General features: G+C 69.7%; 24 protein-coding genes and 8 pseudogenes. 15 read left to right on the top strand and 17 right to left on the bottom strand.

Annotated elements, in window-relative coordinates:
* Positions 1 to 2 precede the first annotated feature (2 nt).
* Complete coding sequence (locus tag BMY61_RS32085; protein WP_042446657.1) at positions 3 to 2,795, bottom strand: AAA family ATPase; 2,793 nt, start codon at positions 2,793 to 2,795, stop codon at positions 3 to 5.
* A gap of 225 nt (positions 2,796 to 3,020) precedes the next feature.
* Between BMY61_RS32085 and BMY61_RS32080 the strand changes: the two genes are divergently transcribed.
* From BMY61_RS32080 to BMY61_RS48020, 4 genes and pseudogenes are all read left to right on the top strand, one after another.
* Positions 3,021 to 5,267: an ATP-binding protein gene (locus BMY61_RS32080; RefSeq protein ID WP_042446660.1), complete on the top strand. Its 2,247-nt coding sequence runs from the start codon at positions 3,021 to 3,023 to the stop codon at positions 5,265 to 5,267.
* Positions 5,268 to 5,294: 27 nt separating this feature from the next.
* Positions 5,295 to 5,975 (top strand): TetR/AcrR family transcriptional regulator, encoded by a 681-nt coding sequence (locus BMY61_RS32075; protein ID WP_236655984.1) that lies wholly within the window; start codon positions 5,295 to 5,297, stop codon positions 5,973 to 5,975.
* An 81-nt stretch (positions 5,976 to 6,056) separates the two neighbouring features.
* Positions 6,057 to 8,819 (top strand): helix-turn-helix transcriptional regulator, encoded by a 2,763-nt coding sequence (locus BMY61_RS32070; RefSeq protein WP_042446663.1) that lies wholly within the window; start codon positions 6,057 to 6,059, stop codon positions 8,817 to 8,819.
* Between the two features lie 35 nt (positions 8,820 to 8,854).
* Positions 8,855 to 9,094, top strand: a pseudogene (locus tag BMY61_RS48020) (IS5 family transposase); the annotation flags it as partial.
* A gap of 20 nt (positions 9,095 to 9,114) precedes the next feature.
* Here BMY61_RS48020 and BMY61_RS32060 read toward each other — a convergent pair.
* From BMY61_RS32060 to BMY61_RS48015, 5 genes and pseudogenes are all read right to left on the bottom strand, one after another.
* The gene (locus BMY61_RS32060; RefSeq protein ID WP_042446665.1) at positions 9,115 to 9,519 is read right to left on the bottom strand and encodes a hypothetical protein; all 405 of its coding nucleotides are present in this window, start codon (positions 9,517 to 9,519) and stop codon (positions 9,115 to 9,117) included.
* 13 nt (positions 9,520 to 9,532) lie between these two features.
* Positions 9,533 to 9,682 (bottom strand): annotated as a pseudogene (locus BMY61_RS32055) (glycoside hydrolase family 3 C-terminal domain-containing protein); the annotation flags it as partial.
* A complete protein-coding gene (locus BMY61_RS48500) occupies positions 9,633 to 9,767 on the bottom strand; it encodes a hypothetical protein (RefSeq protein ID WP_269083963.1) in 135 nt (44 codons plus the stop codon). The gene BMY61_RS48500 and the pseudogene BMY61_RS32055, both read right to left, overlap by 50 nt.
* Before the next feature lie 36 nt (positions 9,768 to 9,803).
* Complete coding sequence (locus BMY61_RS32050) at positions 9,804 to 10,334, bottom strand: hypothetical protein (protein WP_075004147.1); 531 nt, start codon at positions 10,332 to 10,334, stop codon at positions 9,804 to 9,806.
* Between the two features lie 196 nt (positions 10,335 to 10,530).
* Positions 10,531 to 10,683, bottom strand: a pseudogene (locus BMY61_RS48015) (DUF6009 family protein); the annotation flags it as partial.
* On the opposite strand from BMY61_RS48015, the pseudogene BMY61_RS32045 reads away from it, so the two are divergent.
* Positions 10,673 to 10,897: pseudogene (locus BMY61_RS32045) on the top strand (integrase core domain-containing protein); the annotation flags it as partial. The pseudogenes BMY61_RS48015 and BMY61_RS32045 overlap by 11 nt on opposite strands.
* On the opposite strand, the gene BMY61_RS32040 reads toward BMY61_RS32045, so the two are convergent.
* From BMY61_RS32040 to BMY61_RS32025, 4 genes and pseudogenes are all read right to left on the bottom strand, one after another.
* On the bottom strand, positions 10,894 to 11,088 hold the full coding sequence (locus tag BMY61_RS32040; RefSeq protein WP_042446672.1) for a hypothetical protein: 195 nt from the start codon (positions 11,086 to 11,088) through the stop codon (positions 10,894 to 10,896). The pseudogene BMY61_RS32045 and the gene BMY61_RS32040 sit on opposite strands and share 4 nt — an antisense overlap.
* Before the next feature lie 214 nt (positions 11,089 to 11,302).
* A pseudogene (locus BMY61_RS48880) lies at positions 11,303 to 11,494 on the bottom strand (IS256 family transposase); the annotation flags it as partial.
* Positions 11,495 to 11,511: 17 nt separating this feature from the next.
* Positions 11,512 to 11,733, bottom strand: coding sequence for a DinB/UmuC family translesion DNA polymerase (locus tag BMY61_RS32030; RefSeq protein ID WP_042446675.1), 222 nt, complete (start codon positions 11,731 to 11,733; stop codon positions 11,512 to 11,514).
* A gap of 50 nt (positions 11,734 to 11,783) precedes the next feature.
* Positions 11,784 to 12,359: a hypothetical protein gene (locus BMY61_RS32025; protein WP_143094626.1), complete on the bottom strand. Its 576-nt coding sequence runs from the start codon at positions 12,357 to 12,359 to the stop codon at positions 11,784 to 11,786.
* A gap of 331 nt (positions 12,360 to 12,690) precedes the next feature.
* Between BMY61_RS32025 and BMY61_RS32020 the strand changes: the two genes are divergently transcribed.
* Together BMY61_RS32020 and BMY61_RS32015 are read left to right on the top strand one after the other, a co-directional pair.
* Entirely contained in the window at positions 12,691 to 13,908 is a 1,218-nt protein-coding gene (locus BMY61_RS32020) for an RICIN domain-containing protein (RefSeq protein WP_082014963.1), read from the top strand.
* 72 nt (positions 13,909 to 13,980) lie between these two features.
* Positions 13,981 to 16,299: an XRE family transcriptional regulator gene (locus BMY61_RS32015; RefSeq protein ID WP_075004145.1), complete on the top strand. Its 2,319-nt coding sequence runs from the start codon at positions 13,981 to 13,983 to the stop codon at positions 16,297 to 16,299.
* Between the two features lie 163 nt (positions 16,300 to 16,462).
* On the opposite strand, the gene BMY61_RS32010 is transcribed toward BMY61_RS32015, so the two are convergent.
* Positions 16,463 to 17,056, bottom strand: a complete 594-nt coding sequence (locus tag BMY61_RS32010; RefSeq protein WP_042446683.1) for a TetR/AcrR family transcriptional regulator — start codon at positions 17,054 to 17,056, stop codon at positions 16,463 to 16,465.
* 97 nt (positions 17,057 to 17,153) lie between these two features.
* Between BMY61_RS32010 and BMY61_RS32005 the strand changes: the two genes are divergently transcribed.
* Positions 17,154 to 18,131 carry an aldo/keto reductase gene (locus BMY61_RS32005; protein ID WP_042446686.1) on the top strand — a complete coding sequence of 326 codons (978 nt, stop codon included), beginning with the start codon at positions 17,154 to 17,156 and terminating at the stop codon, positions 18,129 to 18,131.
* 91 nt (positions 18,132 to 18,222) lie between these two features.
* Here the strand turns inward: BMY61_RS32005 and BMY61_RS32000 are convergent.
* Positions 18,223 to 18,543 (bottom strand): annotated as a pseudogene (locus BMY61_RS32000) (phosphotransferase-like protein); the annotation flags it as partial.
* A 204-nt stretch (positions 18,544 to 18,747) separates the two neighbouring features.
* On the opposite strand from BMY61_RS32000, the gene BMY61_RS31995 reads away from it, so the two are divergent.
* Positions 18,748 to 19,359 (top strand): hypothetical protein, encoded by a 612-nt coding sequence (locus tag BMY61_RS31995; protein WP_143094625.1) that lies wholly within the window; start codon positions 18,748 to 18,750, stop codon positions 19,357 to 19,359.
* Positions 19,360 to 19,423: 64 nt separating this feature from the next.
* On the top strand, positions 19,424 to 19,606 hold the full coding sequence (locus BMY61_RS31990) for a hypothetical protein (protein WP_042447028.1): 183 nt from the start codon (positions 19,424 to 19,426) through the stop codon (positions 19,604 to 19,606).
* Between the two features lie 263 nt (positions 19,607 to 19,869).
* Here the strand turns inward: BMY61_RS31990 and BMY61_RS31985 are convergent, their stop codons facing one another.
* The 3 genes from BMY61_RS31985 to BMY61_RS31975 form a co-directional block, all read right to left on the bottom strand.
* A complete protein-coding gene (locus BMY61_RS31985) occupies positions 19,870 to 20,112 on the bottom strand; it encodes an SHOCT domain-containing protein (protein ID WP_075004144.1) in 243 nt (80 codons plus the stop codon).
* A gap of 20 nt (positions 20,113 to 20,132) precedes the next feature.
* Complete coding sequence (locus BMY61_RS31980) at positions 20,133 to 20,567, bottom strand: DUF6325 family protein (protein ID WP_042446690.1); 435 nt, start codon at positions 20,565 to 20,567, stop codon at positions 20,133 to 20,135.
* A 755-nt stretch (positions 20,568 to 21,322) separates the two neighbouring features.
* Positions 21,323 to 21,940, bottom strand: a complete 618-nt coding sequence (locus BMY61_RS31975; RefSeq protein ID WP_082014965.1) for an SMI1/KNR4 family protein — start codon at positions 21,938 to 21,940, stop codon at positions 21,323 to 21,325.
* Between the two features lie 194 nt (positions 21,941 to 22,134).
* Between BMY61_RS31975 and BMY61_RS48875 the strand changes: the two are divergent.
* Positions 22,135 to 22,233 (top strand): annotated as a pseudogene (locus tag BMY61_RS48875) (hypothetical protein); the annotation flags it as partial.
* Between the two features lie 366 nt (positions 22,234 to 22,599).
* Positions 22,600 to 22,776, top strand: coding sequence for a hypothetical protein (locus BMY61_RS46630; RefSeq protein ID WP_161791242.1), 177 nt, complete (start codon positions 22,600 to 22,602; stop codon positions 22,774 to 22,776).
* Between the two features lie 365 nt (positions 22,777 to 23,141).
* Here BMY61_RS46630 and BMY61_RS31965 read toward each other — a convergent pair whose 3' ends face one another.
* Both BMY61_RS31965 and BMY61_RS31960 read right to left on the bottom strand, forming a co-directional pair.
* The gene (locus tag BMY61_RS31965) at positions 23,142 to 23,459 is read right to left on the bottom strand and encodes an antibiotic biosynthesis monooxygenase family protein (RefSeq protein ID WP_042446693.1); all 318 of its coding nucleotides are present in this window, start codon (positions 23,457 to 23,459) and stop codon (positions 23,142 to 23,144) included.
* An 11-nt stretch (positions 23,460 to 23,470) separates the two neighbouring features.
* The gene (locus BMY61_RS31960; protein ID WP_042446696.1) at positions 23,471 to 23,650 is read right to left on the bottom strand and encodes a YegP family protein; all 180 of its coding nucleotides are present in this window, start codon (positions 23,648 to 23,650) and stop codon (positions 23,471 to 23,473) included.
* Between the two features lie 263 nt (positions 23,651 to 23,913).
* Here BMY61_RS31960 and BMY61_RS31955 point away from each other — a divergent pair, with 263 nt between their 5' ends.
* The 3 genes and pseudogenes from BMY61_RS31955 (at position 23,914) to BMY61_RS31945 (ending at position 26,880) form a co-directional block, all read left to right on the top strand.
* Positions 23,914 to 24,627, top strand: coding sequence for a hypothetical protein (locus BMY61_RS31955; RefSeq protein ID WP_143094624.1), 714 nt, complete (start codon positions 23,914 to 23,916; stop codon positions 24,625 to 24,627).
* Between the two features lie 851 nt (positions 24,628 to 25,478).
* Positions 25,479 to 25,631 (top strand): annotated as a pseudogene (locus BMY61_RS31950) (IS5/IS1182 family transposase); the annotation flags it as partial.
* Between the two features lie 127 nt (positions 25,632 to 25,758).
* Positions 25,759 to 26,880 (top strand): NADAR family protein, encoded by a 1,122-nt coding sequence (locus BMY61_RS31945; RefSeq protein WP_042446705.1) that lies wholly within the window; start codon positions 25,759 to 25,761, stop codon positions 26,878 to 26,880.
* Positions 26,881 to 26,985 lie beyond the last annotated feature (105 nt).

The raw sequence follows: 26,985 nt of genomic DNA, 5'->3' as shown, positions 1-26,985 counted from the left end.
CGCTACCGCCGGTTCGATGAGTCCGGCCCGGTGGCGCCGGGTGCCGCCGCCAGGGCGTCGCGCAGGGCTGCCCGTGAGGTGACGCCGAGCTTCGGGAAGACCCGGTAGAGGTGCGAGCTGACGGTCCGTGGGGACAGGTGGGTCCGCTCGCCGATCTCCTTGTTGGTCAGGCCGCTGGCGGCGAGGTCGGCGATCCGGCGCTCCTGCCAGGTCAGCGCCCCCACGTTCGCGGTCGGGCTCGCGGCGGTGGCGGCGGCCGCCCCGCCGCAGGCGCGCAACTCGGCGAGCGCCCGCCCGACCCAGCCTGCGGCGCCCAGGCGCTGGAACGTCTCCGCGGCCTCGCTCAGCACCGGCCGGGCGGACTTGGGCCCGGGGCCGTGGCGCAGCCGGACGCCGTGCGCCAGGCGGATGCGGGCCAGCTCGAAGGGGAAGTCCACGGCCGCCGGATGCGCCTCGGCACGCCGGAACATCTCGACCGCCTCCTCGTCGTCCCCGGCCGTCATGGACAGGGCCCCGAAGGTCACCAGCGCGAGTCGGGGCGACAGTTCCGGCAGGCCCGCGGCCTGCGCCGCCAGGGCGTGCCGGCGGGCGATCTCGGTGCGCCCCGTGTGCAGGGCCGCTTCCACGAGGTCGAGCAGGGTGCGCGCGGCCTGGTGCGAGCAGGGCTCGAACGACTCCGGAGCGGTGATCCTCGACGCATGGAGGTAGGCCGTCTCGTAGTCCCCTGCCCCCAAGGCAGCGGTGGCGGCGACGGCCTCCGCGATCTGGATCAGGAAGCCGATCCCGCGCGGCCTGGCCCACCGTTCGACGACGGCCCGCAGGTCCCGGGCGCGGTCGACGTCCCCGCGCAGAGCCGCGACCAGCCCCAGATAGGCGTGGCTCTGGTGGACGAAGAGCACGTGACCGTGCGCCTGCGTCAGTTCCAGGACCCGTTGGCCGGTCTGCTCGGCGGCGTCCCATTCGCCCGAGCCGATCTGGTCCAGCATGATCAGGTGGAGCATGGTCATGGCGGCGCCCACCGCGCCGGTCCGGAGTTCACGCTCCACGCTCCGTACCAGGTGGGCGCGGTAGTGGTGCAGGGTGTCGACGTGGTAGGCGGCGACACCGAGCCGGGTGACGTCCCACGGGTCCAGGTTCGGAAAGGCGGCGAACGCCTCCGCGACGCGTTCCCCGACGCCGGCGCCGCGGCGGACCACGTCGCACCAGGCATCCTGGTAGATGCGCGTCTCCGAGGGAACGACGTCCCCCAGGGAGTCGAGCAGGTGATGAGTTCGCTGCCATGACGCGCGGTCACCCGCGAACTGGCTGACGGCGACGAGCAGGTTCAGCAGCCGGGTGAGCTCGGGGCTCGGCTCGGCGCTCCCCCGGTCCCGGATCCTCTCGACGGCCGCCGCGACCTGGCGGTGCGAGGACCGGACGTCGCCGTCCTGGTACAGGGCTCCGTAGGCGAAGGCCACGACGGCGGCCGGGCTCCCGGATCCACCCGGCAGGTCCTCGGTGTCGGCGAGGCGCTGGGCCTGGTCGAGAAGGCCGGCGAACCCCGCGACGAACGCGGCGTCCCCGAGGCGTCGGGACCGGTCGGCCGGATCGGGGCTCAGTTCCGCCGCGCGGGTCAGCCAGGTCAGCGCCGCAGCCGCGCCGCCGCGGCGGGTCGCCGACGCGGCGGCCACCTCCAGGGCGGCGGCCACTTCCTCGTCCGGATCGACTGTGGCGGCCGCCAGGTGTGTGGCCCGACGCTCGACGTCGTCCCGGTGCACCTGAGCCAGCACGGCGTGGGCCGCCCGGCGCTCGTTCGGGGTCGCCGACCGCACGACCGTCGAGCGCACGAGAGGATGCCGGAACACGTACTCCCCGCTGACGGCGTCCAGGTCCAGAAGCCCCACCGCCGCCGCCTCGTCCACGCCCCTCATGCGGTAGCGCACGGTTCGCAGGGGCGCGGCCACCGCTCCGGCGTGGACGCCGTCCAGCGCGCCGCGCAGCAGTTCGGCGCGCGACTCCGGCGCGAGAGCGGTGATCCGCGCCCCGTAGACCTGCCGGAACCGGTCCGGCAGCGGCACGAGTCGGGCCTCCAGGTGCCCACCGGGACCCTGGAGGTCCTGCACGGCCAGGTACGGCGGGAGTTCCACGAGGGCGAGCGGGTTGCCCTGTGCCTGGTCGAGGGTCACGCTGCGGACGTGCGGATCCACGTGCGGATGGCGCGCGTCGAGCAGTCGCGCCGCGGCGTCCTTCGACAACGGCGGCACCGGCAGGACGGGAAGGGCCGCCGTGTCGAAGCCCGAAGACTGCTCGGGGCGCAGGGCGACGACCAGCTTCACGCCGTTGCCTCCGAGGCGGCGACCGACGAAGCCGCAGACCTCGGTGCTGGCCGCGTCCAGCCATTGGCCGTCGTCGAGCACCAGCAGGAGTTGTTCGTGGGAGGCCGCGACCGTCATCAGGTCGAGGACCGCGATGCCGAGCGCCATGACGGAGGGAGCCTGGTCGCGACCGTGTCCGAAGACCACATCGAACACGGCCCGGTGCGCCCTGTCCAGCCGCTCCGCGTGCGGGAGCAGCGGGAAGAGCAGCTGGTGCAGGCCGGCGAACGGGAGGTTCGACTCGGCCTCGACGCCGGCCGCTCGCAGGACCCTGCAACCGGCCTCCGCCGCCTGCCCGGAGAGCTGGTCGAGCAACGCGCTCTTCCCGACGCCGGTCTCACCCTTGAGGACCAGGGCCTGCCCCTGCGGTGACGCCAGGAAGGAGGCCAGGACCGATCGTTCGGACTCCCGACCGACGAGGCGTGTGGTGAGGGACTCCACAGTTCTGTTGCTCCTCTCCCGAATGGTCGGCTGGTCACGGCGGCGCTCGCGGCGACTTCGGGGCCTGCTCGCCTTCCGGGGCCGGAGAGCGCTCCCATGCCACCTCAGCATGGTCATCCCGTGCCTCCGGGACCAGGCAGTTGGCAGGCAGTTCGCAGGCGGCTTCGCCCATCGGCACGCGCAGTGCGATGATCTCCACAAAACGGGCACCCAGGGAGTGGCGGCTTGGAGCAGACGACCTTCGGTGAGCTGCTGCGGCAGGGGCGCAAGCGCAGCGGGCTCACACTCGACGGACTCGCCGCCGCGTCCGGCGTCAGCGTGCGCGCGATCGGCGACATGGAACGCGGTCGCAGCCTCCCTCGGCAGAGCACGCTCTCGGAGCTGTTGAACGCGTTGGACCTCGACGAGGCCGGGCGCCGGAGGCTGGAGTCGGCCGCACACGGCAACGGTCCGGCCCCCGCCCACCACGTGCCCCGCCAACTGCCGCCCGACCTGCGCACGTTCCGTGGGCGTCAGGACGCGCTGGCACGGGTCCTGCGGATCGGCTCCCCGGGTGACGACGCAGGCACGGGACATCCGCCGGTCGCCGCGATCGGCGGCATGGCCGGGGTGGGCAAGACCAGCCTGGCCGTCCACTGGGCCCATCGGGTCGCCGACCGGTTCCCGGACGGCCAGCTCTACGTGAACCTCCGTGGCTTCGACCCCTCGGCCGAACCGCTGGACCCGCACGAGGCCCTGGGCGGATTCCTCATCGCGCTCGGCGTCCCCGGGCCCTCGCTCCCCACCGGGACCGAGGAGCGCAGCGCCCTGTTCCGGGCACGGGTCGCGAACCTCCGGATGGTCGTGGTCCTCGACAACGCCCGCGACTCCCGGCAGGTGCGTCCGCTGCTTCCGAGGACCCCGGGCTGCCTCACCGTCATCACCTCCCGGAACCAGCTGACTGCCCTCGCCGCGAGCGAGGAGGCCGAGCTGGTCGACCTGGGCCCGTGGACCGGCAACGAGGCGGTCGACGTGCTCTCCGCACGCATCGGCGCCGAGCGCACGGTCGCCGAGCCGGCCAGCGCCGCCATGTTGACAAAGTTGTGCGGCGGGCTGCCGCTGGCGGTGGCCATCCTCGGCGCGCACCTCGCCGCCCAGGCCACGCTGTCGCTGCGCGTCGCGGCCGACGAACTGGCCGGCACCCAACCCCGATTGGACGCCTTCAGCACGGACGACCCCCATACGGACCTGCGGGCCGTCTTCTCCTGGTCCTGCCGGGCGCTCGATCCGGCGAGCGCACGCCTGTTCCGTCATCTCCCCGTGCTCCCGGGCCCGGTGTTCTCCGCCGCCGCGGCGGCCTCGACCGCGGGCGAGCCCCTGGCCTCCGCACGTCGTCTGCTGCACTCCCTCACCGCAGCGAGCCTGCTGACCCGGGACGCGGACGGGAACTTCGTCCTGCACGACCTCGTCCGGGAGTACGCCGCCGACCTGCTCGGGCAGGAGGGGGATGACCGACACGCCGCCGAACTCCGGCTTCTCGGGTACCTCCGCCACAACGCCCGTGCGGCGGTCCAGGTGCTGGAGACCCGCCACATCGTCGATCTGGACCAGGAGCCGAACGCCGGGGTCGTGCTGCTCCCGTTCGACAACCGCGAGCAGGCCCTCGCCTGGTTCCGCCAGGAGGAGCGCACCATCCTGACCGCCGTGCGCACGACCGACGACCCGAGGCTGCTCCACTTCCGCCTGGGGCTCGCCCAGGACTGCATCCCGTACTTCTCCGCGCAGGGGCAGTGGGCCGACGAGATCACGATGCAGCGGCTGGCCCTCGACGCCGCTCTCCTGCTCGACGACGCCGTGGAGGTCGGCAACGCCGCCGCCGCCCTGGCACGGGCACTGGCCGAGATCGGTCGGGGCGAGGAGGCCGACCAGCTGATCGACCTGATCGAGCAACACCTGAACCGGCTGCCCCTTCTGAAGCAGGCCCAGGCCCAACGCAGCATCGGCTGGGTGCGAGGGCGGCAGCGTCGTCACCAGGAGGCCCTCGACCACGCCAGTGCCGCGCTCGCGATCTACCGGACCCTGGCGGACCCCGATCTCGTCGCACGCGAACTCAACGCCGTGGGCTGGTACCTGACCCTGCTCGGCAGGCACCCCGAAGCGGTGGCCAGCTGCCGGGAGGCGCTGCCGTTGCTCCAGCAGACCGGCAACCGCTTCAGCGAGGCCGCGACCTGGGACAGCATCGGCTACGCCCTGTACCACCTGGGCGAGTACCACGACGCCGTACGCCACTTCGAGAACGCCCTGCGCCTCTACGAGGAGGTCCTCAACCCGTACAACCAGGCGGAGGTACTCGATCATCTGGCAGAGGTCCACGTGGCCCTCGGGGACGGTGGCGCGGCCCGCGCGAGCTGGCTGCGGGCCGCTGATCTGCTGAGCGGGAGCGGAAACGCGCGCGCCGAGGAGATGCGGGCACGCGCGGACAACGTGACCTGACAGAGTGACTGAACACTGTGTATGGTGATGTTCGTCGACGACATCCGGAACACGATCGACCTGAAGGTGCACGTGCGACCCATGACCGGGCGGCAGGCCCGCTACCACGCCGCCCGTTCGGCCGCGACGCAGGCCAAGCTCCTTGCGGCCATGGAGGATCTGCTCGATGCGGGTGAGTCCTTCACGGACATCACCGTCCAGCGGCTCATCGAGGAAGCCGGGGTCTCTCGCGCCACCTTCTACGCACACTTCCGCACCAAGTCCGACGTACTCGTGTGCCTGGCGGACCGGCTGAGAGAGCAACAGCTCGCTCGGGCCCAGGCCTGGGACCCGACGCTCGGGGAGGAGGACGGTGCCGAGCGGTACGCCCAGTACTGGCTGGAGATCATCACGGCCCAGCGGGCCAGTCACAGCATCATGGCGGCCGTCCGCGTGGCGGCTTCCTACGACCCCGGCGTGGGCGACTTCTACAGCGACGACCTGGAGACCTTCGACGAGTTGATCCGCTCGTTGCTGCTGTCGGAGAAGGCCGCCGGCTCGGCACCGGCCGACCTCGACGCCGCCAACGCAAGCAAGATCATCATTTGGGGTGTCGGCGGGGCGATGGCGCGTCACATCGGCACGGACGACGGGAGCGGCGACGCCGCGTTCGCCCGGGAGCTGGGGCGGATCTTCTGGTACGGCGCGTACCGCCGCCCCGCCGACTGAGTTTCCTGCGACGTCCCGGAACGGGACGCGCGACTGGCCGGGATCGGCACGGCCGATCCCACCGGAAAGGGGGTACCGGCGATGGAGTCCCGAGCGGACGCCCTGGTGGGCCGCGAGATCGAGCTGCAGGTCCTCTCGACCTACCTGACCTCGCCCGACCGGCGGGCCCTGATCCTCCGAGGAGAGACGGGAGTCGGCAAGAGCACACTCCTGGACCACGCGTCGGAGCTCGCGACCACGACCGGCCATCGGGTGATCCGCGCGGTCGGAGCCGAGGCCGAGTCGAAGCTCCCCTTCGCCGGACTGCACCAGCTGCTCTACCCGCTGCTCCCCGACGCCGAACAGCTCGACGGCGCTCACCGGGCGGTCCTCGAAGCCGCGTTCAGCGGAGGCGACGGAACACCGCCGTCGACGATGACGCTCGGCATCGCGGTCCTCGATCTGCTCTCCCTCGCGACGACGTCGAAGCCGCTGCTCCTGGTGGTCGACGACGGTCACTGGCTGGACATCGCCAGCGCCGAGGTCTGCGGGTTCGTCGGCCGACGCCTGGCCGGCAGCGCCGTGAGGCTCCTGCTCGGCATGCGCTCCGGTGTCCCTTCGGCCTTCGACGCCGCCGCACTTCCCGAGGCACCTGTGCCACCCCTGTCGCGGCAGGCCGCGGAGCAGGTCCTCGACGGCCGCTACCCCGACCTCGACCCGCAACTGAGGGAGCGCGTCCTGGCGGAGGCCCTGGGAGTCCCGCTGGCACTCGTCGAACTACCACCGCTGCTAGGCAGCGCCTATCCCGGACACGGCCTGGACGGGGGGTCCCGATCGGGAGGGGGCTCCTTCCGTCATCGCTTCCAGCACGTCTACGGCACGCGCATCGCGGCGCTGACCCCGGACGTGCGCGCCGAACTCCTGCGTGGCGCCCTGGACGGCGTGGGCGCGGGGGCGGGTTCCGGGCCGACGCGTGCGGTGGGGTACCGGATGCTGGACGCCGAGGAGGCCGCGACCTGCGGACTGCTCGACGTGGACCCAGTGAGCGGTGACTTCGTCTTCCGTCATCCACTCGTCCGTTCCACCGTGGTCCAGCTGGCCACCCCCAACGAACGCCAGGCCGCGCACGCCGTCCTGGCACACGTGCACCGGCACGACGTCGAACGGCACGCGACCCACCTCGCGGCCGCGACCGTCGACCCGGACGAGCAGGTCGCGGCCACCCTGGAGGCGGCGTCCGCCTCGGCGCGACGACGCGGCGGATCAGCCGCCGCCGTGGCGTGGCTGACCCGCGCAGCGGAGCTGAGCGAGAGCCGGGAGGACCGCTCCCGCAGGCTCGGTGACGCGGCGTTCGTCGCCGGACAGGCAGGCCTCCTGGACCAGGCACAGCACCTCGTCCACGTCGGCATCTCGCCCGGCACGGACTCCCCCGCCGCCGTCCTCGCGTCCGCGTACGTCGCCCTGTATGGGGACGGAGAGGTGCGCTCCACCCACCGTCAGCTGGTCGGCGCGGTCGAGAGCCTGCGTGACGGCACCACGGGCGGCCCGCCCGAGACGCTCGCCCGTGTGGTGAACACCCTGCTCGTGATCAGCCAGTACGCGAGCAACCGCGACATGTGGGAGGAGACCGACCGGGTCCTGACCTCTCTCGGCGATCTGGTCCCGGCGAACTCGCGTCTCCACCACGATGCCTGGAGCGACGTCGTGCGGCGCGGCGCCGGGCTGGCCGAGCGCGTGGACCGCGCTTTCGTGGACACTCCGCCATTCGAACCATGGGATGTCGCCCTGCTCTGCGGGGCCGCCCACCGAGTAGACACCCTGGGCCAGTACCGCTCCCAGCTCCGCCGGGCATTGGACCGGGAGAGGGCCGGCGGGACCAGGGCCAGTGGGATCGCCATGCTCCACCTGAACCATCTCGATCAGGTGGCCAGCGGGGACTGGGCAGCCGCGGAAGAATCGGGAGAGCGCAGCCTGGAGCTGGCCACAGCCCGCGGGCTCACCCTCTTCTCCTACCAGAGCCGCGCGTACCTGGCCGTCCTCGCGGCCATGCGGGGCCGGCTGGAGCGGGCACGTGAGCTCCAGGCCCAGGTCGACTCCTGGGCGCGCCCGCGCGGAATCGGGCTGCTGACCCAGCTCGCCGACACCGCGGGCACGATCGCCGCGCTGAGCGAGGGGGACTACGAGGCGGCCTACCTCCACGCGATCGGCATCACCCGGCCGGGCAGCTTCGAGCCGTACCAGCACCAGGCCTCGCAGACACTTCTCGACCTGGTCGAGGCTGCCCTGCACACGGGACGCACCCAACAGGCCCGAGACCACGCGCTGGCTGCCCAGGCCGCCGGACTTCCGTACATCTCACCACGGCTGGCCCTGCTGACTTACGGAGTCCTGTCGATGACCGCGGAGGACGAGCAGGAGGCCGCCGAGATGTACGCCCGCGCCGAAGCACATCCGACGAGTGCGACCTTCCCGTTCGAGCTGGCGCGGATCCAACTGGCCCGCGGCATCCGTCTTCGGCAGCTTCATGGCCGCCGGGCCTCACGTCAGTTGCTCAGCCGCGCGGCGGCCTCGTTCGAGCTGCTCGGCGCCACCGCCTGGACCGAGCGAGCGCTTGCCGAGCTCTGCGCGATCGACCTGCCCGCCCGCGCCTCGGCACTCCCGGTGACCTCGCTGACCTGGCAGGAACGTCGGATCGCCGATCTTGCTGCCAGCGGCTTGACCAACAAGGAGATCGGCGAGCGGACCCATCTCTCCCCCCGCACCGTCAGCTCACATCTCTATCGGGTCTTTCCCAAGCTGGGCGTCTCCTCGCGCGCGGCACTGCGCGATGCGCTGGAGAAACTTCCCGACCGTACGAGCGCGTGAGCAGGCGCCCGAACGTTCGCGCCGGATGGAGGCAGATCGTCCGCAAGGACCCTGAACAACGGGGCTTCCAAGTCCAGTCGAAGCGCTGGGTGGTAGCAGGTACCTTCTCGTGGCTGACCGCCCACCGACTTCTGGCTAGGGACGACGAGGCCAGCCCGGCGCGGTCGGAGACCATGATCCGCTGGGCGATGATCGGCATCATGGTCCGGCGACTGACCCGGGCAACGCCGGCTTCGCGTTCGGGTCCGCGTCCGTTGACCCGAACTTCGGTGTGATCGTGGCGCGGCCAGCGATATCAGTTCGACTGGTCTTCGTCTCCAATGAGCAACGCCACCATCGCCTCAAGGTGCTCGTCGCCGACCTGCGGAACGGCCCAGTTGTTGCCGTGCGCGTGCTCGATGAACACTGGGTCGAGCTCCACGTGGTAGCACCCCACGTAGTGAGCCAGGTCGGAGTACCACAGCCACTGCCCATCGGTCAGCAGGTGCAGCCCTCCGATGAGCGCGCCGGTCTCGCTCAGCACGTCGGGCACAGCCGAGGGCGTGGCGACCAGGACCGTCCCAGCACGCAGGTACCGAACCAGATCGTCCTCGCGCTCCGCCGCGGTCGCCCGCACCGCGGTCAGGATCGGCGGCGCGTCCGGCCTGCCGTACTCCAGTTCCTTGAAGCCGCCGACCAACGGGAACCTGTCGAAGATCACGTGGCCGAGCCTAGAGCATCCCCTGGGGTTCGCGGTGGCCGAGCAGGACGTCGGCCAGGGCCGGGCCGCCTTCCTGGCCGGGGAACCAGGTGAGGAGGATCGCGGCGACCTGGTCACGCCACGGCATCAGGATGGGGGCGCCAGCGTTGACCACGACCGAGGTCGACGTAGTAGGTGGAGTCGCCGCGTGCGGTGAGTCCGCGCAGCTTGTGAATGTCGCCTTCGACCAGGTCGATCTGGTTGGTCACCGCATCGTGGAAGCTGATCCGCGAGTGCCGCTCTTCTTACTCGCGGTCTGGCACCAGCCGCGGGTAGACACTGGACTGTCCGTGCCGAGGGCACTGCCAGTCCAAGAAGGTGCTCTGGTCGAAGGTCTCCTGGTTGCCTTCGTAGACGACTTCCCACAGGTCCGGATGGTAGGGGTGGAAAGTGACCGGCTCCTCTGCTGCCATCCCCGTGTCCGCGACCGAGATGTACGGGAAGTGGTGTCGGGCAGCGGCAGTCCGCGGGTCCGCCCCGCCGCGCACGGCGACGGCCGGGTTCACCCACACCCGTGCGATGGCGTCCACGGTGCCTTCCAGGGCAATGAACTGGTGGTCATGCAACCATGCCAGCCCGGCCCGCAGCTGGTCGGGTGGCGCTTCATCCCGGGCGCCGTCGAGACGGAACAGTACCGCCGCGTCCCCGGTCATCCTCGCGGCAATCAGGCGGAGCAGGTGTCCGGGCAGGTGGTCCGACTCCCGTCGGCGCAGCCGCCTTCCGCTCTGGCGGCGTTCGGCGTACAGGCGTGAGCGGTAGAGGAGGTCGGCTGCCATCAGGCCAGGGCCCTCGATGACGGAAGGCCCGCACGTGCAGGCGGCAGCAGGAACGCGCATGGCCGTGACCGTAAGGCCGCAGCGACGCAAGGTCTGTTGTGCCTCGCCGCTGGGTCACTCGAACGTGTCCGCGCGGAGTGTCCAGGTCGAGGCCGCGTGTGGATGGACCGCCTCGAGCGTCGCAGCGGAGGGGTTGTCCGAGTTCCTGCTTGGCGCTGCACGGCGGGCCGCCTCCGGAGCGCTCGGTCCTGCTGCCCTTGCTGCCCGGGTTCAGGGTGCGCGGGTCGATCGCTTCGGCCGGGGCGCCGGTGGCGTAGAGGCCGTCGGGTGCGGTGTCGCGGTCGTGCGGCCCCTACCGCCCGCAGACCAGCGGGAAGGTTGAGCGCTTCCACCGCACCCTGGCCGACGAGTGGGCGTGCCTGCGCCCCTACACGTCCAACCAGGAACGAACGGACGCACTGCCCGACTTCCTCCACCGCTACAACTACCTCCGCTGCCACACCGCCCTGGGAGGTCAGACCCCCGTCAGCCGAGTCAACAACGCTGCGGATCAATACAGCTAGTGGCGCACTGCAACCCAGAGCGTCAGGGCGACCAGCAGCAGTCCGAAGGCCATCAATGCGATTCCGCCTCGTCGGTAGCGGCGGCGCGCTCGGGGGGTCCTGCCGAACTGGCCCCCGAAGTTGACGTACATCGCATAGCCGGCCACGACCGGAATCAGCGCGGTGATGCCGTGATCCACGTTCGTCAGCACATGCGCCCCCGTGACAACGAGACCCGTGCCGCCCGCAGTGCAGGCGGGCGGCACGGGCCAGCCCGTCCCCTCTATGAAAAGGACCCGAGCATCATGCCCACCCATCAGCAGCCCACACCCGACGTCCCGACAGGCTGGCCCGTCGAGCCCGAGTACGTGCGGCCGGCGTGGATGCCGTAGGTGTCGGTGACGGTCATCGCGGTGGGCTTGCTCCTCAGGCTGCGTGGTTCTCGGTCCGTTCGACCAGGTGGCCGTTCTCGAAACCGGCGCCGCGCGGACAAGCGGGACCAGGTGGGCGCCGGTGATCGTGCGCCAGCGGGACTGGGTGGACTCGACGAGCTTGAACACCATCGCGAGCGCCGCGGCCTGACTGCCTGCACCCCTGGATGACCTTCGTGCGGAACTTGTCGGCGACGGTCTCGATCAGGCGCTGGCGCTCGTCGCCGGGTCGAAGGTGAGCTGCTGGGTGACGTGTTCGGCGGGGCGGATGCCGTCGGCCTTCAAGGTGAAGACCCGGACCCGGGCGCGCTGCAGGCCGAGCGTGGTGTAGAGGCGGTAGGCGGCGCCGACCAGGGTCGTGGTGTGGGCGGTGGCCTCGGCGAGTTTGCGGGTGCGGACGGTGGTGGTTCGGGGTGCTTCGGGCACCGGCCGGCAGCCATCGGTCACCACGTCGCCCTGACCAGGCCGTGTACTGGTCAGAGCATGGGCGGCCACTGCATGGTGTCGAGGTTTCGGCTCAGCAGGCGTTCTTGTGCGCCGATGTCGTCGAGGATGGCCCGTCCGGCGGCGATCAGGGCGGGGAAGGCGGGCTCGTCGGATTGCCGCTGGGGTGTCACTTCGTTGATGGGGAGGCGTTGGAAGGCGAGTAGCGCCGCACCTTGGAAGGCGGCGATGCGGTAGGTGTTCGGGCTGTGGGCGAGGATCCACCCGTCCGGGCAGCTGGAGAGCCAGAACGTGCGGCCGCTGCGGTGGACGCGGACACCGTGGGGCCGGACACCGTGGGCCTGGTCGCCTTCGACGACCTCGTCGACGAGTTCGAGCGGGCGTTCGGCGGCGAGCTCCGCGATTGTCCGGGGGTGTTCGAGGCCGTTGGCAATGAGGGTACGGAGCGTGACGGCGCGGGACTCGTCGGCGGCTTCGGCCCGCGCGTCGAGACGGCGGAGGGTGTCGACCGGCAGACGAACATCGATCTTGGGGCCGATTTCCGGTCGTCCGCCCGGATTGCTGGGCTCAGTGGCGCCCATGGTGTCCCTGGGGATGGGTTTCCGCATGCGTCAACCCTACGGAGGTTTCCGCATGCGTCAACCCCGGGCGGGACGCTTTCGATGCTCCTCCCGGGCTGCGGCGCATGCGGTGGCCACACGCGCGGTCGACGTGGGTCCCACGCCATCACGGGCGAGCGATGCGGACCAGGCGGAACTACCGGCACGACCAGACGGTGGCGGTAATTCTGCTGGTAGTTCCGCCTGTTCCGGCGATGCCCTGGCGTGATCCACTCAGGCCCCGGAAAGGGATGTGCCGACTTCACCGGGCACCCCTCGTAGCGACCGCAGGCGATCTGTCCTCGTACCCGACGCCGCGTCCGTCTCAGGAAGGCTTCCCATGAAACCCGCACACATGCTGGGCGCATCCGTGTTCGCAGGCGCGCTGCTCGCGAGCATGCTGGTGAGTTCGACGCCGGCGTCGGCCGACACGGCGCCCTTCTCGCCCTTCAATCCCGACGGCAGCCTGAAGAGCCCCGCGCAGATGATGCACGACTGCAACAACGCCGCCTACCTCCTGGACAGGTCCGACCCCGCGTGCACGGTGACCGCCGGGCCGGTGACGAAGACCTCGGTGATCTTCCCCGCCCAGATGATCAGCTCCAAGGACGGCACCGGAAGCCCTGTCGGCGAGGCCTGTTCGACGTCCGGGATCTCGGTCGCCAAGGACTTCGAGGTCACCCTGTCCACGGGCTGGAACTTCGGTGGCTTCCTGTTCCCCGAAATGGAGTGGGAGCACGCACTGATGGGCAGCACGATCGCTGCGGCGATCGCACCCGAGGCCTCGTACGAGACCGTCACCGAGCGCACCCACGGATCGACCGAGACGGTCAACGCCGACTACCACCATGTGGGCTGGCTCGAGGACGACGCCACCTACGACGAATCGCAGATGACAGTCACCGCGAACTACTTCAACGGCAAGACCTACGCTGAGGATCCGTACAAGTTCACCACCTACGGGGCCGCGCCACTGGCCAGCCCGACCACGGACTCATTCCAGGGCCTGGACCGCATCATGTCCACCGACGAGATCAAGAACTGCACGGGGAGCGACTGGCAGACCTACGTCAAGACTCTTCCGGTGCTGCAACAGGCCTCGACGCTGGCCTGGTACCCGTCGAACGGTCGACTCGTCAACTCCGACATCACCAACATGTGCATCCAGGCCCTGGGCAACAGCAAGACCGTTGCGCAGGTCGACATCGAGCCGTGCACGACCAGCAGCTCTTCCACGCAGGTGTGGAACTGGACCTGGGCGAGCAAGGGCTGGCAGGTCAAGAACTCCGCCAGCGGGCTCTGTCTCACGGCCACGGGCCGGGGCAACAACGCGCCCGTGGTGCAGCAGACCTGCCAGCCCACCCTGCTCAACCAGCAGTGGCAGTTCAACGAGTACAAGTCGACGGTCTACCCGCTCGACTACGAAGAGTCCGTGTACGTCCTGGGGAACATCGGCTACGGCACCTACCTGTACCCGACCAGCCGCTACTCGAAGGCCGACCTGGTGACCGGCGCCCAGAACTTCGCCCCGCAGCAGGAGTACTCCTACACCAGCTGACCGTCCAGGGATCGGTCATACTGACCAGGCTCCTCGTTCGGGGTGCGGCGAGGTAGTTCCGGGGGAACGGGCATGGGGGCAGGGGCGGCGGAAGGTCCGCAGTTCGGGGTACTGCTGCGCGGCCATCGCCTGCGCGCCGGCCTGACCCAGGAGGCCCTGTCGCACCTGTCCGGCGCGAGCGTCCGGGCACTGGCGGATCTCGAGCGCGGCCGCTCGCGGGGACCGCAGCGCCGTACGGTCCAGGCACTCGCCCATGCGCTCGCCCTCGACGAGGCGGACACCCAGGCGCTGGAGCACGCCGCCCGCGCCGGGCGTCCGCGTCCGAGCCGTGCCCAGGCGGCAGGGGGTGTTCTGTCCCTGCCGCTGCCTCGGGGCCTTGAGGACTTCACCGGGCGCGACGCGGCATCGAGCGATCTTCGCGAGCTCGTCGACCGGGTCGCCACCCTTCCTCCAGCCGTGGTCGTCAGCGGTCAGCCGGGGCTGGGCAAGACGGCCTTCGCCGTGCACGCAGCACGGGAATTCACATCCCGCTTCCCCGACGGGCAGTACTGCCTCGACCTGCGCGGCACCGACGAGGATCCGCCCAGCCCCCACGAGGCGCTCGGCCGGATCCTCTCGGCGCTGGGCGTCGCCGCCGGCGCGGTCCCGGCCGGGACCGAGGCGCGGTCCGGGCTGTTCCACACGCTCGCCGGCCAGCGGCGGGCCGTGTTCGTCCTGGACAACGCGGCCGACGAGGACCAGGTTGGGCCCCTGCTTCCCCGAGCCGGCCGCTCCCTGACGCTGGTCACCAGCCGCCGCGCCCTCGCCGGCCTGGAGGCGGTCCACCGCATCGAGCTCACGCTGCTGGACCCCAGGGAGGGCCTGGAACTGCTCAAGCGCATCATCGGCGCGCATCGGGTCCAGGGCGAGGAGCAGGCGGCACAGGACCTGGTGGAGCTGTGCGGAGGGCTCCCGCTGGCCATTCGCATCGCCGCCCAGCGACTCGCCAGCCGCCCCAACGAGCGGCTGGCCAAGATGGCCACCCAACTCGCCTGTGAGGAGCGCCGACTCGACGTCCTTCAAGCGGGCTCCCTGCGCATCAGGAGCGCCTTCGAGCTGTCGTACCGACAGCTGTCCACAGGAGCGCAGAGGGTGCTGCGCCGCGCCTCGCTGACCTCCGGAGCCGACTTCAGCCTGCACGGCGCCGCACTGCTGTCCGACCTGTCGGTCCGCCAGACGGCCTTGTACGCCGACGAGCTGGTGGACGCCGGTCTGCTCCACCCGCACCCGGCCCTGGAACGATTCCGCCTCCACGACCTGCTCAAGGTCTTCGCCGCCGAGCAACTGACGAGCCAGGACCCGCCCGACGAGCGCGAGAAGGCACTGCGCGAACTCGACGAATGGACACTTGCCCGAGCCAGGGTAGCCGCCGCGCGCTTCGACGCCGTGCGGCGACTGGACACCTCGATCTGCGACCCCGATCCCGCGAGCGCGCCCACCGACCAGGAGAGTGCCAAGGCCTGGCTCGACGCGGAACAGGCCCAGTGGCAGGCGGGGCTGCAAAGGATGCTGGCAGCCGGCCGCCACCGCGACGTGATCACGACCGCCGAAGTGCTGCACTGGTTCGCACAACTGAACCGGCACTGGGGCGTGTGGTGCGAGGTGTCCCGGTACGCGGCCCAGGCAGCGCGGGCATCGGGCAGCCCCGACGACGAGGCCGTGCAGCAGACGAACCTCGCCTGGGCCGCCCTCGAATGCGCGGACGATCCCCACGCGTCCTTGGCCGCGGCAGACGCCGCGTTCAGGCTCGCCCAAACCATCGGAGAACCCGAGCAGGTGGGCTACGCCCTCGCTCTCGGCGCCGCAGCGCTGCGCCGCCTCGGCCAGGTCGAACCGGCGCTGGAGCGACTGCGGCAGGCGGCCCACACGCTCGCCCCTCTCAGCGGCGGGCGCGCCCGGCTCTCCGAGCTCTACACACTCAACACGCTGGGCAACCACCTGCGCGACGCCGGACGGGCCGAAGAGGCACTCACCGTGCACCGCAGGAGCAACGCCATCTGCCGAGCCGGGGTTCCGGACCAGCCGACGGAGCTGATCGCGCTGTATCAGGCCGCCACCTGCCTGAACATCGGCAACGACCTGGCCGCCCTCGAGGAGTGGGCGCAAGCCGAATCGTGGCTGCGCGAGGCCCTTGCCGGTTTCGAAGCCGCGGACATGCCCAGCTGGATCGGCCAGAGCCGACTGGCTCTGGGCCGCGCCCTCGCCCGCAGCGGCGCCCCGGACGAGGCGCGCCAGGTCCTCGTCGATGCACGCGCAGTACTGGCGCAGCTCGGAAGCCCGCAGACGGCCGACGCCGAGGCGGAGATCGAGCGGCTCGCCGACGTGACCGGCGGGGCCGGCCTGGCTGGGTGAGTCTTGGGGGAAGTCGTCCCGACGTCTGCAGCTCAGTTCGGATCGCCGGCGTGGCTCTGTTCATGAATGGAGACAGCACGTGTTCGCGAGTGTGGGCGGCACTCCCCGCAGCGGCCGTTCGATTTCGCGAGGTCGCGCTCGGAAGACGGTGGTTTGAAGGCGATCAGCCGGTGGATGCCGGGAAGAGCCGGGCGACGGCGAAGACGACCGCTGCTCGACGGGCCGCCATGAATTCGGCTCGCTCGTCGTGGTCAGGTGGCAGCAGATCAGGCTGGGACGCCCAGGCCAAAGCGATCTGGTTGACGAAGACGAGGATGTCGATCGGCTCCCACGCGGCGTCCAACCGACCCGCCTCCTGGGCCATTCGGAGCTGCTCGACCTTGGCGGCGACGGACTGCCGGACGGCGTCGTCGGCTCCGTCTCCGTTGGCGTCCAGTTCCAGCTGGCCCCAGCGCATGAGGCGCAGGTGCTCGGGGTGGTCCAGGAAGTAGTCGTGGATGCGGCCGGCGTAGGCAGGCAGGTCGGTGGGGTCCAGTCGGGTCGCTTCTGCCACGGCGGCCAGTTCCTGGGCCGAGACGTGCCGGTACAGCTCTTCCTTGGAGCCGAAGTAGGCGTAGAAGCGTTCCTTGCTGGTCCTGGCGGCCTTGGCGATGCGGTCCACTCGCGCTCCGGCGATCCCGTGCCGGGAGAACTCGGCCAGGGCCGCCGCGAGGATGCGCTCGCGGGCCGAGTCGGCGCTGCTCCTGGTGGGGGTCATGCATCCCACGCTACCTGACCGAACCGTTTGGTTTGGATCCGGGCGGTCGGCGGCGTAAGGTCAAACCGAACAGTTTGGTTTGACTTCGGGAGATTCCATGCAGCAGCGGACACTGGGCGCCCAGGGCCTGACCGTCTCGGCCCTCGGCTACGGCGCGATGGGCCTGACCATGGCCTACGGCCCCGGCGACGAGCAGGCGGGCATCGCCGCCATCCACCGTGCGTACGAACTGGGCGTGACCTTCTTCGACACCGCCGAGCTCTACGGCTGGGGCACCGGCAACAACGAAGCCCTGGTCGGCAAGGCCGTCCAGGGCTTTCGCGACCAGGTGGTGCTGGCCACCAAGTTCGGCTTCGCCCGCACCGAGCAGGGCCTGGGCCTGGACAGCCGCCCGGAGAACATCCGCAAGGTCGCCGACAACAGCCTGCGCCACCTGGGCGTCGACCAGATCGACGTCTTCTACCAGCACCGGGTCGACCCCGCCGTCCCCATCGAGGACGTCGCCGGCACCGTCAAGGAGCTCATCGACGCGGGCAAGGTGAAGTACTTCGGCCTCAGCGAGGCCGGTCCGCAGACCATCCGCCGCGCCCACGCCGTGCAGCCGGTCTCCGTGCTGCAGACCGAGTACTCCCTCTTCGAGCGCGACGCCGAACAGCTCTTCCCCACCCTGGCCGACCTGGGCATCGGCTTCGTCGCCTACTCCCCGCTCGGCCGCGGCTTCATCACCGGCACCGCCAAGCCCGCCGGCCAGTACGACGCCACCGACATGCGCAACAACGACCCCCGCTGGCAGCCCGGCAACTACGAGAAGAACCTCGACGCCGTGAGCCGGCTCGCCGACCTGGCCGCCACCAAGGACGCCATCGTCGCACAGCTCGCCCTGGCCTGGCTCCTCGCCCAGGGCGAGCACATCGTCCCCATCCCCGGCACCCGCAGCGCCGCCCGCATCGAAGAGAACGCCGGCGCCGCCGAACTCGCCCTCACCCAGGACGACCTCACCGCGATCAGCGACATCCTGCCCACCGGCGGATACGGCGCCCGCTACGCCGAAGGCCACCTGCCCACCTGGAACTGACCAGGACCTACCGTCGATTCAGCACCTGACAAGCGCGCCATGCATGCAGGGGGCTCAGCCGCAGTCGGGCTGAGCCCCCTTCGATCCCCCCTCACCGCGGCTTGTTCGAATGCTCGCTGGCCGGAGGTGCCGTCCGAAGTGCGGTACAAACGCTGCTCGTTCTCATGAACAAAGCCAGCCGGCGTAGGGCGACCCTCAAGCGCGTGAATGCGGTCGGAGTGGGCCGCTGGGCCAAGGTGCTCTTGATCTGCTGGGCGAGCTCCCCGGGGGTGTTCCGGCTCGTGTCGCATTCGATGTCGTAGACGCCGTGCGCATGAACCCGCTCGAACTGCCGCGCGGCAAAACCTGGCGTCCGGTCGCCACGGATCTGTTCCCGTCGTGCCAGCTCCGGCAACGGGCAGTGAACGCCGACTCAGCCCGGACAGCACGTTCACCGACCGGTTTGTGTGTGTGGCCGTGACTGAGGTTGCCCAGCTCCGACGCACTGGCAGAGTTGGGTTGCGGACCACAATCCTGAGGACGGCAGATGATCGCTCGTGCGGCTTTCGCGAGGACGGGCCGACGAATTGCGCCGGCCGGCGTCGCAGCAGTTCTGCTGTGGTGCGCCGGCTCGCGGGTGGCTCGCCGGTCGGGGGATGTCGGCGACGCGGATCTCGCAAGGACGCTGCCGGGCGACTCGGTCGTGCAGGTGCCGTGGCACGTCGTCGACCGTGCCGCCGTGCTACCCGCACCAGCAGCCGAGGTCTGGCCCTGGCTCTTGCAGGTCGGCAAGGGCCGCGGCGGCTGGTACGCACCCCGATGGCTGCAGACGCTGCTCGGCGGCCACCCCCGCAGCCTGCGCACCATCGACCCTCAGATGCCCCCGCCCCGGCTCGGCGCGATGCTGGCCGACTGGGGGCCCGGCTCCCTGGAGGTACTCCAGGTCGAGGAGAACCAGCTGGTCTACGGATCGGTCATTCCGGATCGGCCCAGGTCAGATGGGGGCTATCACTTCAGCTGGCTGTTCCTGGTGGAGCCGCTCGACGACCGCACCAGCCGCCTCTACACGCGGCTGCGATTCGCCGAGCCCCAACGGCGCGCAGTGCGAACAGCGCTGCGTCCGCTGGTCCCGATCGCCGCCCTGCCGGACTACATCACCTTCGAGTGGCTCTTCGCCGGCCTGCGTGAACGCGTGCGCGAGGCCGCCGCTACTCGGGGCCTGGGCCCGGACATGGACCGCGAGACCTGACGCGCGTCCCCTGAGCGCCAGGGCGACAATGGAGCCGGGGACCGCCTTGGCAGCGGAGGAGGCCATGCTCGCCTTTCTCGTGATCCTGGTGTTGATCGCCATCGTTTTCGGGGTCCTCGGCGCGATCATCAAGGGCCTGTTCTGGCTCCTGATCATCGGCTGCGTCGTATTTGTCGTGGCTGTGCTGGTCGGGATTTTCCGATTCGGGAAGCGGTTCGGCCACCGCGCGGGCACCAGCTCCAGGTAGCTCTCACCGCGTGCAGTCCTTAGCTTGTCCAGGCCCGACCACGCACGTCGCGCTCACACGCCGGGTGCCACGTTGTTGGGTAGGACTGGACATTCGCCTTGCCCAGGGGTGCACGACGAGGACAAGGAGCGTCGGTGCGGATCCGGGCACCGCAGTCTCACGACAGGCCGGCACCCTTGGCAACCCGTGGCATCACTGGCCCGCGACGCCCTGCACGGGCTTGCCGCTCCCGTGAAGAGGCGTTGACGCTCTTGATCAGCCCTTCAACGGCCGTCAAGGATGCGGGCCTTCTGCGTCTCGAACTCTTCCTGGCTTAGGACGTCGGCGTCTCTGAGTCTCCCCAGACGTTCGAGTTGATCGATCACGTCCGAGGGAGGAGACGAGACTGCGGGCGCTGCCGCTTCGGCCGTTGGGCTCGCTTGTTGCCGGCGTTCGATGCGTTCGTGAACCATGTGAGCGGTCTTCACCGCGATCGCCGCCTTCAGTCCTGTCTTGATCAGTCCCACCCGTATCGCCTCCGCTCGGTTCAGGATGTCTCGGTGGCGTCGAGCTGGTCCACGAGGTCCTCGGGGATGATGCGGCCCTGGCCGATCAGGTTCGCGCCGGCGTGGTCCAGCGCGGCAAGAAGCGGAACGGCCCAGAGGTTCTCGTAGACCAGGACGACTGCCAGGCTCCCCGGGTCGATGGCGGAGCCGACCCGTTCCAGGTCGGCTTGGTCGAGCAGGCCCGAGGACAGGCCTTCCCAGCGCCGGACATCGTGATGCCCTTCAGGCTCAACCTCGCTGAGAGCGACCAGCTTCACGCTGCCGGTCTCGGATTTCGCGACGAACTCGAGGTCGAGCACGCGCACCGTTCGATTGTCGGCGATTTCACGGAGACGGTCGAATGCCTCGCCAGTCAGGTGGCCGGTCGGAAGCTCCATCACCAGGTAGTCGATCGGGCCGAGGATCTCTGCGTCCATGGGACGACCTCCACTGATCCGTCGCGTGGTCCGTGAGCACTGACTGCGGCCCGCGTGGAAGAGGTGGCTGCACCGGGCGATTCAAACGGCGCACCTGCGACAAAGTCTTCCATTCGTCCCTCTCCCCCGCGAGCCGACCCCAGTCCGTTGCCCGACCCCGCCCCACTGATCTCAAGGCACCGGGCGGGCTGGACCGGCCAGGGGTCAGGGTTCCGCTCCTGCGCGCCAAGCCTCACGGCGGGAGGTCGGGCAGGTCCTCGACGATTCGGTGAAGGCGAAGCGCGGCTTCGCGGTCCGGCACGGCGCTGGGGTGGACCGCGCAGCCTTCTCTGAAACGCTCGAGGCCCGGCACCGTCGATGCCGAGCAGGGTCGAGGGTGAAGGACGCCCACCCGGCCGGCGCCCGCCTCAGGCCACATTCGGCATGATCTGCGCGACGGAACGTCTGCCTGGGACCTGATGATCGACACCGGTGAGCTGCCGGTACAGGGTGGCCCTGAAATCCATCCTCTGTCGTTCAACGACCGGACCAGCAGCCACCTGCGACAGAGAGGAGCGACCAGACGCCCCGACTCCCCCGCGCGCACAGCCAGGGCCGCCGAGCGATCAATGGGGCAGGGCGGCAACCAGCTCGTGGCCTTGAGCGCGGCACGGTGCGGGGAAGGTCCGCTTGAGTCCCTGGTCGAAGCCGGCGACGGACAGTGTGGTCATGAGGGTGAGCCCCCGGCTGCCCCGCCTGAATGACGGCCGTCGCGGTCAGCGAGCGGGGAGGATGTCCCAGGTGAGTGTGCTGCCCTGATCGGGGTCGTGGACAAGCCGGGGTGCGAAGCGCCGGAAGGGCGCTTGGCCTTCGACAGCGTCGGCGAGTTGGGCGAACAGGCTGCTGAGGCTGGTGGCCCATAGAGTCCCGTCGCAGTCTCCGGAGCCGATGCCCATCTCGTAGACATGGCCATAGGACGGCCCGGGCCGGTGGTCGACGAACGCGTAACCGCCGTCGAGGGGAACCGCGAACGGCACCCACTGATGGATGTGCCCGTTCAAGTCGTCCTCTCCCCACGGGAGATCCTCGTTCTCGTCGTGCCACCCCAGATCCAGGAGCGCGAAGTGACTCTGGAGGATCTCGGCGGTGCCGATCAGGCGGTGATGGAGAGGCAGGAAGATGGCCGACCCCTCCCCGGTCGTTCCGTTGTGCAGACGCAGGAGCGCTTTGAGTTCGGGGTGAAGCCGGAAGCCGAGCTGACTCTCCAGGGACGCGATCTCCTGCGCGAAAGCGATGCGGCCCAGGGAAGCGTGACTGGCCGGCGCATTCACGGCGAGCCAGCCGGAGAACCGAGTCCACGCCGGTCGAAGCAGGTCGGGAACCTGTGATGCCATGCGGCCGACCCTAGGCCAGGCCTACGACAATCAAACGCCGTGCTGGTCGCGGCCAGGTTCGGGAGCTCATCGGTAGTCCTGGGGGATGCCTGCATCCAGGTGTTGATGCGGAGAGCGGTCAGGGAATGTCGCTCAGTGGCAGAACGGCAGCGGCGAAGCAGCCGTCGATCACCACCGGGCAGCCGAGCCGTTCCCCGAGCTGGCCGCTGGCGCACCCCTACCGCTTCGTCGCCCACAACGGTGAGATCAACACCGTCAAGGGCAACCGCAACCGGATGACGGCCCGCGAGGCGTCAGCAGACCTTCGGCCACACCGAGGAGGAGCTGCCCGTCCTTCGCGCAGGTCACCAACCCGCCGCTGGACGCCAACCGCGAGGAACTCCGCCTGCCGGCTCGCCACCAGAGTCGGCTGCGGGGTTCCAAGGGGTGGACACCCCCAATCGCTACGCGGTTGGCATCGCCTTCCTGCCCAACTCCCCTCCGAGCAGGGGCGATGCATCGCGTGAGGCAAGAAGGCGCCGTCGCCTGCCGAAAGTGGTGTAAGTTCCGGAGCAAGAGGGCCAGCGTCGTCCCCCGCCTGCAGACACACGTGCAGGCGGGTTCTTGCGTTTCTGGGGCCCTTGCAACAGCCCCTGCCAGTCCGGCGAAGGAGGTGAAACTTGCAACCGACATCGTTCGAACCGTGGTGGCACCAGGTGGTCATGCGCCTGATCGACTGGGTGGAGCGGACGGTCGGGGAAGCCCTGGAAAGCACGCCCCGAACCGCCCGCCTCTGCGCACTGATCACCACCGTCACAGCAGCATCAGCCGCGCTGTTCTGGATGAACAGCAGGTAATACCCAGCCCCACCCTACGGCCGTCCCGGACAACTCACAGCCCGGGACGGCCACGAAACAGGATGCTCCCACCGAGTGTCCACGCTGCCGCGTCGGTCAGGGAAAGCGACGGCAGGCTTCCGGCGACCCGTAGACGGCCGCGTGCATCGCACGTGCCCAGGTGCGCCGGCGTACGCGGCCTGCGACTCGCCTGCGGTCACAGCGTCGACGCCCCCGCCGAGCCGCCTGCCCAACGCGCTCGGCTTGCGCGCCGCCGACGATGACCAGCGGGGAGACGCCGAGCTCGGCAACCGTCACGCCCAGGCGGGTGTGCTCGCGGCCGCTCTCCGCGCCCAGTTCGTGCACGGGCCTCGGCGACTGGTTCGTCAGGGCCAACTCCGGGGGTCGGTCACCAGGTGGTGCGCCGCGACCTGGAACCAGGCGACGTGGGGATCAGCTCCTGCGTCGCGGAACAGACGGGGCGCGATCGGGCCTTCCGGAGATGTCCGCATGGCATCCAGGGCCTCCTGGTCGCGCCACAGGGTGTGGATCCGCCACTGCCCGTCGGCGCCCTGGAGCAGTTCGCTGCGCAGCAAGCCGTCGGGGAGCGGCCGGGCGAGGGTCTGCTGGTAGGCGGCCAAAAGGTCGGCTTCTCGCTCTGGCGCGACGGTGGCACTGACTTCGGTGAGGATCTGAACAGTCATGAATGCGCCCTTCAGGCGGCCTTGGCCTCGACGATGTCGGCCGCGGCGCACTTCACGGCCTCGCAGCCGCGCTCCGCGTTGGCTTTCGTGGGGCAGGACTCGCCGACGGCGACGATCTCGCCGTTGCCGGCCTTGAGCCGGAATCGCCCCTGGTGAGCCTTGTCTTCGTCGACCTGGAAGTGCGCCGACATGCCGGCCTCCTCCTTTGAGGGGTACTGGGTCTTCAGCCTCTGCGGTGACACTCGGGTCGGCATCCTGAGACGGGGGCAACGACCCCCGCACGGGTGAAGAACAACCTGGTCGGCAGCTCGCTCACCGGGCATTGATGCGGATGCCTGAAATTCCCCAGCCTCGATCGGCTTCCCCGGTCGGTTGAAGATGCAACGAAGGTCAGTCGGGTTTCTGGTCTCCCAGGCATACGAGACCAGGAACCCGCTGCCTATGCTCTGTCGATGTGAACGAACGAGATCGCGAGTGGGAGCGGGCCGCCGGACTGACCCAGGCGGGCCTGACGCCACGACAGCCGAGCGCAGGGGCCGGCCACGCACCCGTGCCCGTGTCGGAGGCCCGCCGCCGGACGCGCCGCGTCGCAGGGTCCCTCGCGGCCGCGTGGGTCTTGATCGTTCTCCTCGACGTCGTCCTGATGCGCATCTCTGTCCTGCGGGGCAACTACACCGGCATCGCCACACTCACCGGCGGCATTCTGGGTTGCCTGCTACTCGGGATCCACCAGGGCTGGGCCGGACGCCCGAAGGTCATGAACGCCGACGGAAGGCTGCTCATCTCCGCGCGAACGCTGACCGGACGTCGCACCGTCGATCTCGATCAGCTCCACAGGGTGCGCCGCTTCAGCACGATCTCGCGCGGCGGGGGGTACATCGACGAGTTCCGCCTTCGTGATCGCTACGGGATCAGACTGTCCGTGGAGAACCTTCCCAGGACAAGCGCCGCGCTTCGCCAAGTCCTCCAGGCCGCCCGCACCGACCGGTGCGACTCGGTGGCGCTCACCCGGCACGCCCGCTCCGGCCTAGGTCTCGACCCCAGGTCCCACGTCCCGGAAGCACTGCACCGCCTCTGGGGTGTCTTCATGGTGATGGGTGTCGTCTGGGGCCCAGCGGTGGTCAGCTTTGCCATAGCCTGCCTCCTCACAGGCAGGCATGTTCTTTGAGCGAGGCCGACCGCTGCGAAGGCTGGAGCTACGAGCCCGGCACCGCCAGCATGGATCGGCCCGTCTGCGCACGCTGCCACGGCCACGGCCACGGCCACGGCCACGGCCACGGCGGACACACTCCGCACGACCTCCGGCTGCGAAACGTGGGACCAGCACCCTGAACGGTGAGAGTCAGCTGCGTGCCTTTCCAAGTGCACCCGCAGCCTCTTCCAAGAAAAGGGGTCACGGAACTCGGACATGTAGTCCCACACGTCAAGTCCCTTCCGGGGGCCCTGGAACACCGCACGCTGGAGGCGCCACGCGTAGTCGCTGACAGCGCCAGCAAGACTGGAACTGGCGATCAGCTGGAGGGACTTCTGGCGAAACCACATCTCGTGAGTGAGGGCCGGTGCGTCTTCAGACGCTCCCTCGCCCTGGAAACGGCGCTCTGCCTCGCGCTCCACCCTTTGGCAAACGTCCAGGAACTCCAGGAGTTCACCCCTCAGTTCGTCACGCTCAGCATTTGCCTGAGCCGCCACCTCGCGTCGGCGCTGCTCGCGGGACGGGTAATACTGAGCCACGATCGTTCCGAGCGAGCCCAAGGCCACGCCACCGAGAGAGATGACCGCCGTGGACCAGGCTTCCGACACTTGGCCTCCCATGTAGGTGGACCGATCCTAGATCGGTCGAACAGGCCGCCCGAGCGGCTTTTGCCGGATTGAGACCATGCCGCTGCGATTCATCGGAGTCGACCCGAACACCGGCCAGGGCGAGTCGCCGACCCTCTGGATCGACGACGAGAAGGGGAGCTGGTCATCCAGGGCTACCCCATCATCCGAGTGCAGGAGCCCCCGGCCCCCTCCGGCTGCCAGCGGAACACTGTCGCGCGCCTGATCAACAAGCTGAAGGCCTGGCGAGGCATCGCCACCCGGTACGACAGAACCCCCGAGAGCTACCTCGCCGGCCTCCACTTACGTGCCTCGGTGATCTGGATCAAAGAGCTGGCCGAGGCCCCCTCATGATCACGACTCGATACGCGTCCCAGCCGCCTCGGGGCCAGTCGGACCGCCGCATACAGGTGGTCCCGCTGCCAACAGCCACGCAGGAAATCCCTGCCCGCCGCCGCGCCTGTTGCGACACAATCGCCAGATGATCGGCAAGAAGACCATTCATCGCACTGTGGACGGCGTCCGTATACCTGGCACCTGGCGCCACGCCTTCATCCGCAACGGTGGCACGCACTTCCTCACTGACCTCTTCATCTACGCCGACGGGCTCATCGACTGCTGGGAACTGGTCACCGTCGAGGAGTTCGAAGACAAGCTCCGCAGCGGCTGGGTTGCCACCACCCTGCCGGAAGGCGCCAAGGCATCCGCCTTCGAACTGGCGAGCTGGACTTTCAGCGAACCCCACAGCTATCTGACCCCCGAGCTGCTGGTCGCCGAGATACGAGACACCATCGACCAGCTGAACGGGCGCCCGGACTCGACAGGCCGATGCCTCGCCGCCGTCGACACCTTTCTCGCCGATCGCACCGAGGAGAACCGCACCACAGCCCGCATCGCGTACTTGGCCATCCCGATCTCGCAGCGCCGCTACGCGCTGGGCGACATGGACAGCAAGGACTGGCCGCTGCGGGTCCTGGTGGCGGGTCCCGGCAACGGGACTGACGTCTCGGCTGGCGGGCCGATCACGCAGGAGGACTACGACAGGGCCGTCGCCTACTTCGAGGAGCGGGCGCGATGGGCCGCTGAACGGGCCGCGCGCGTCCCGGCAGACGGGCCGGTGACGTCCTTCGCTCCGGCGATCAAGCTGTATCACTCGTATCCGAGCAAACCGGTCGTCGCCCCGGGATATCGGGGTTTGCGCAATGACTACCCGGCTCCGATCCTCGTCGGCGAGGTCATCTACCCGTCCGTCGCCCACGCCTACTGGGCCCTGTCCGTCGCTGAACCCGAGGTTCGGGCCGCGGTCGCCTCGGCAGATACCCATGGCGCCGCACGCAAGTACGCGGCCGAAGCAACACGAAGCCGGGGCTGGCAGCACGCCCGCACTGCGGTCATGGCGAGCCTGCTCCGCGCGAAGTACGACCAGCACCCCGAGCTCGCCGAGATCCTGCTGACAACGAACGACGCCACCGTGATCTACGACGACTTCGACTCCGACTTCTGGGGCGACAACGCCGGACGCGGCCGCAACTGGGCGGGCCGGCTACTGGAGCTCGTCCGCTCCGAACTCCAGGCAGAGCGGGCCGGTCACGCTGGGTTGTGACGGGCCGTGCGCTGCCCGACTTCGAGCGTCTGACCGATTATGATCAAGGAGAGGTCTTGGTGGCGGGGTGATCCGGCGATGCCCGGTGACCGTCTGCACGTAAGC

It is taken from the genome of Streptacidiphilus jiangxiensis, assembly GCF_900109465.1.
In the GTDB taxonomy this organism is placed as follows: Bacteria; Actinomycetota; Actinomycetes; order Streptomycetales; family Streptomycetaceae; genus Streptacidiphilus; species Streptacidiphilus jiangxiensis.
Note: the sequence above shows the minus strand (reverse complement) of the source record. Positions and strands in the feature narration are given on the sequence as shown.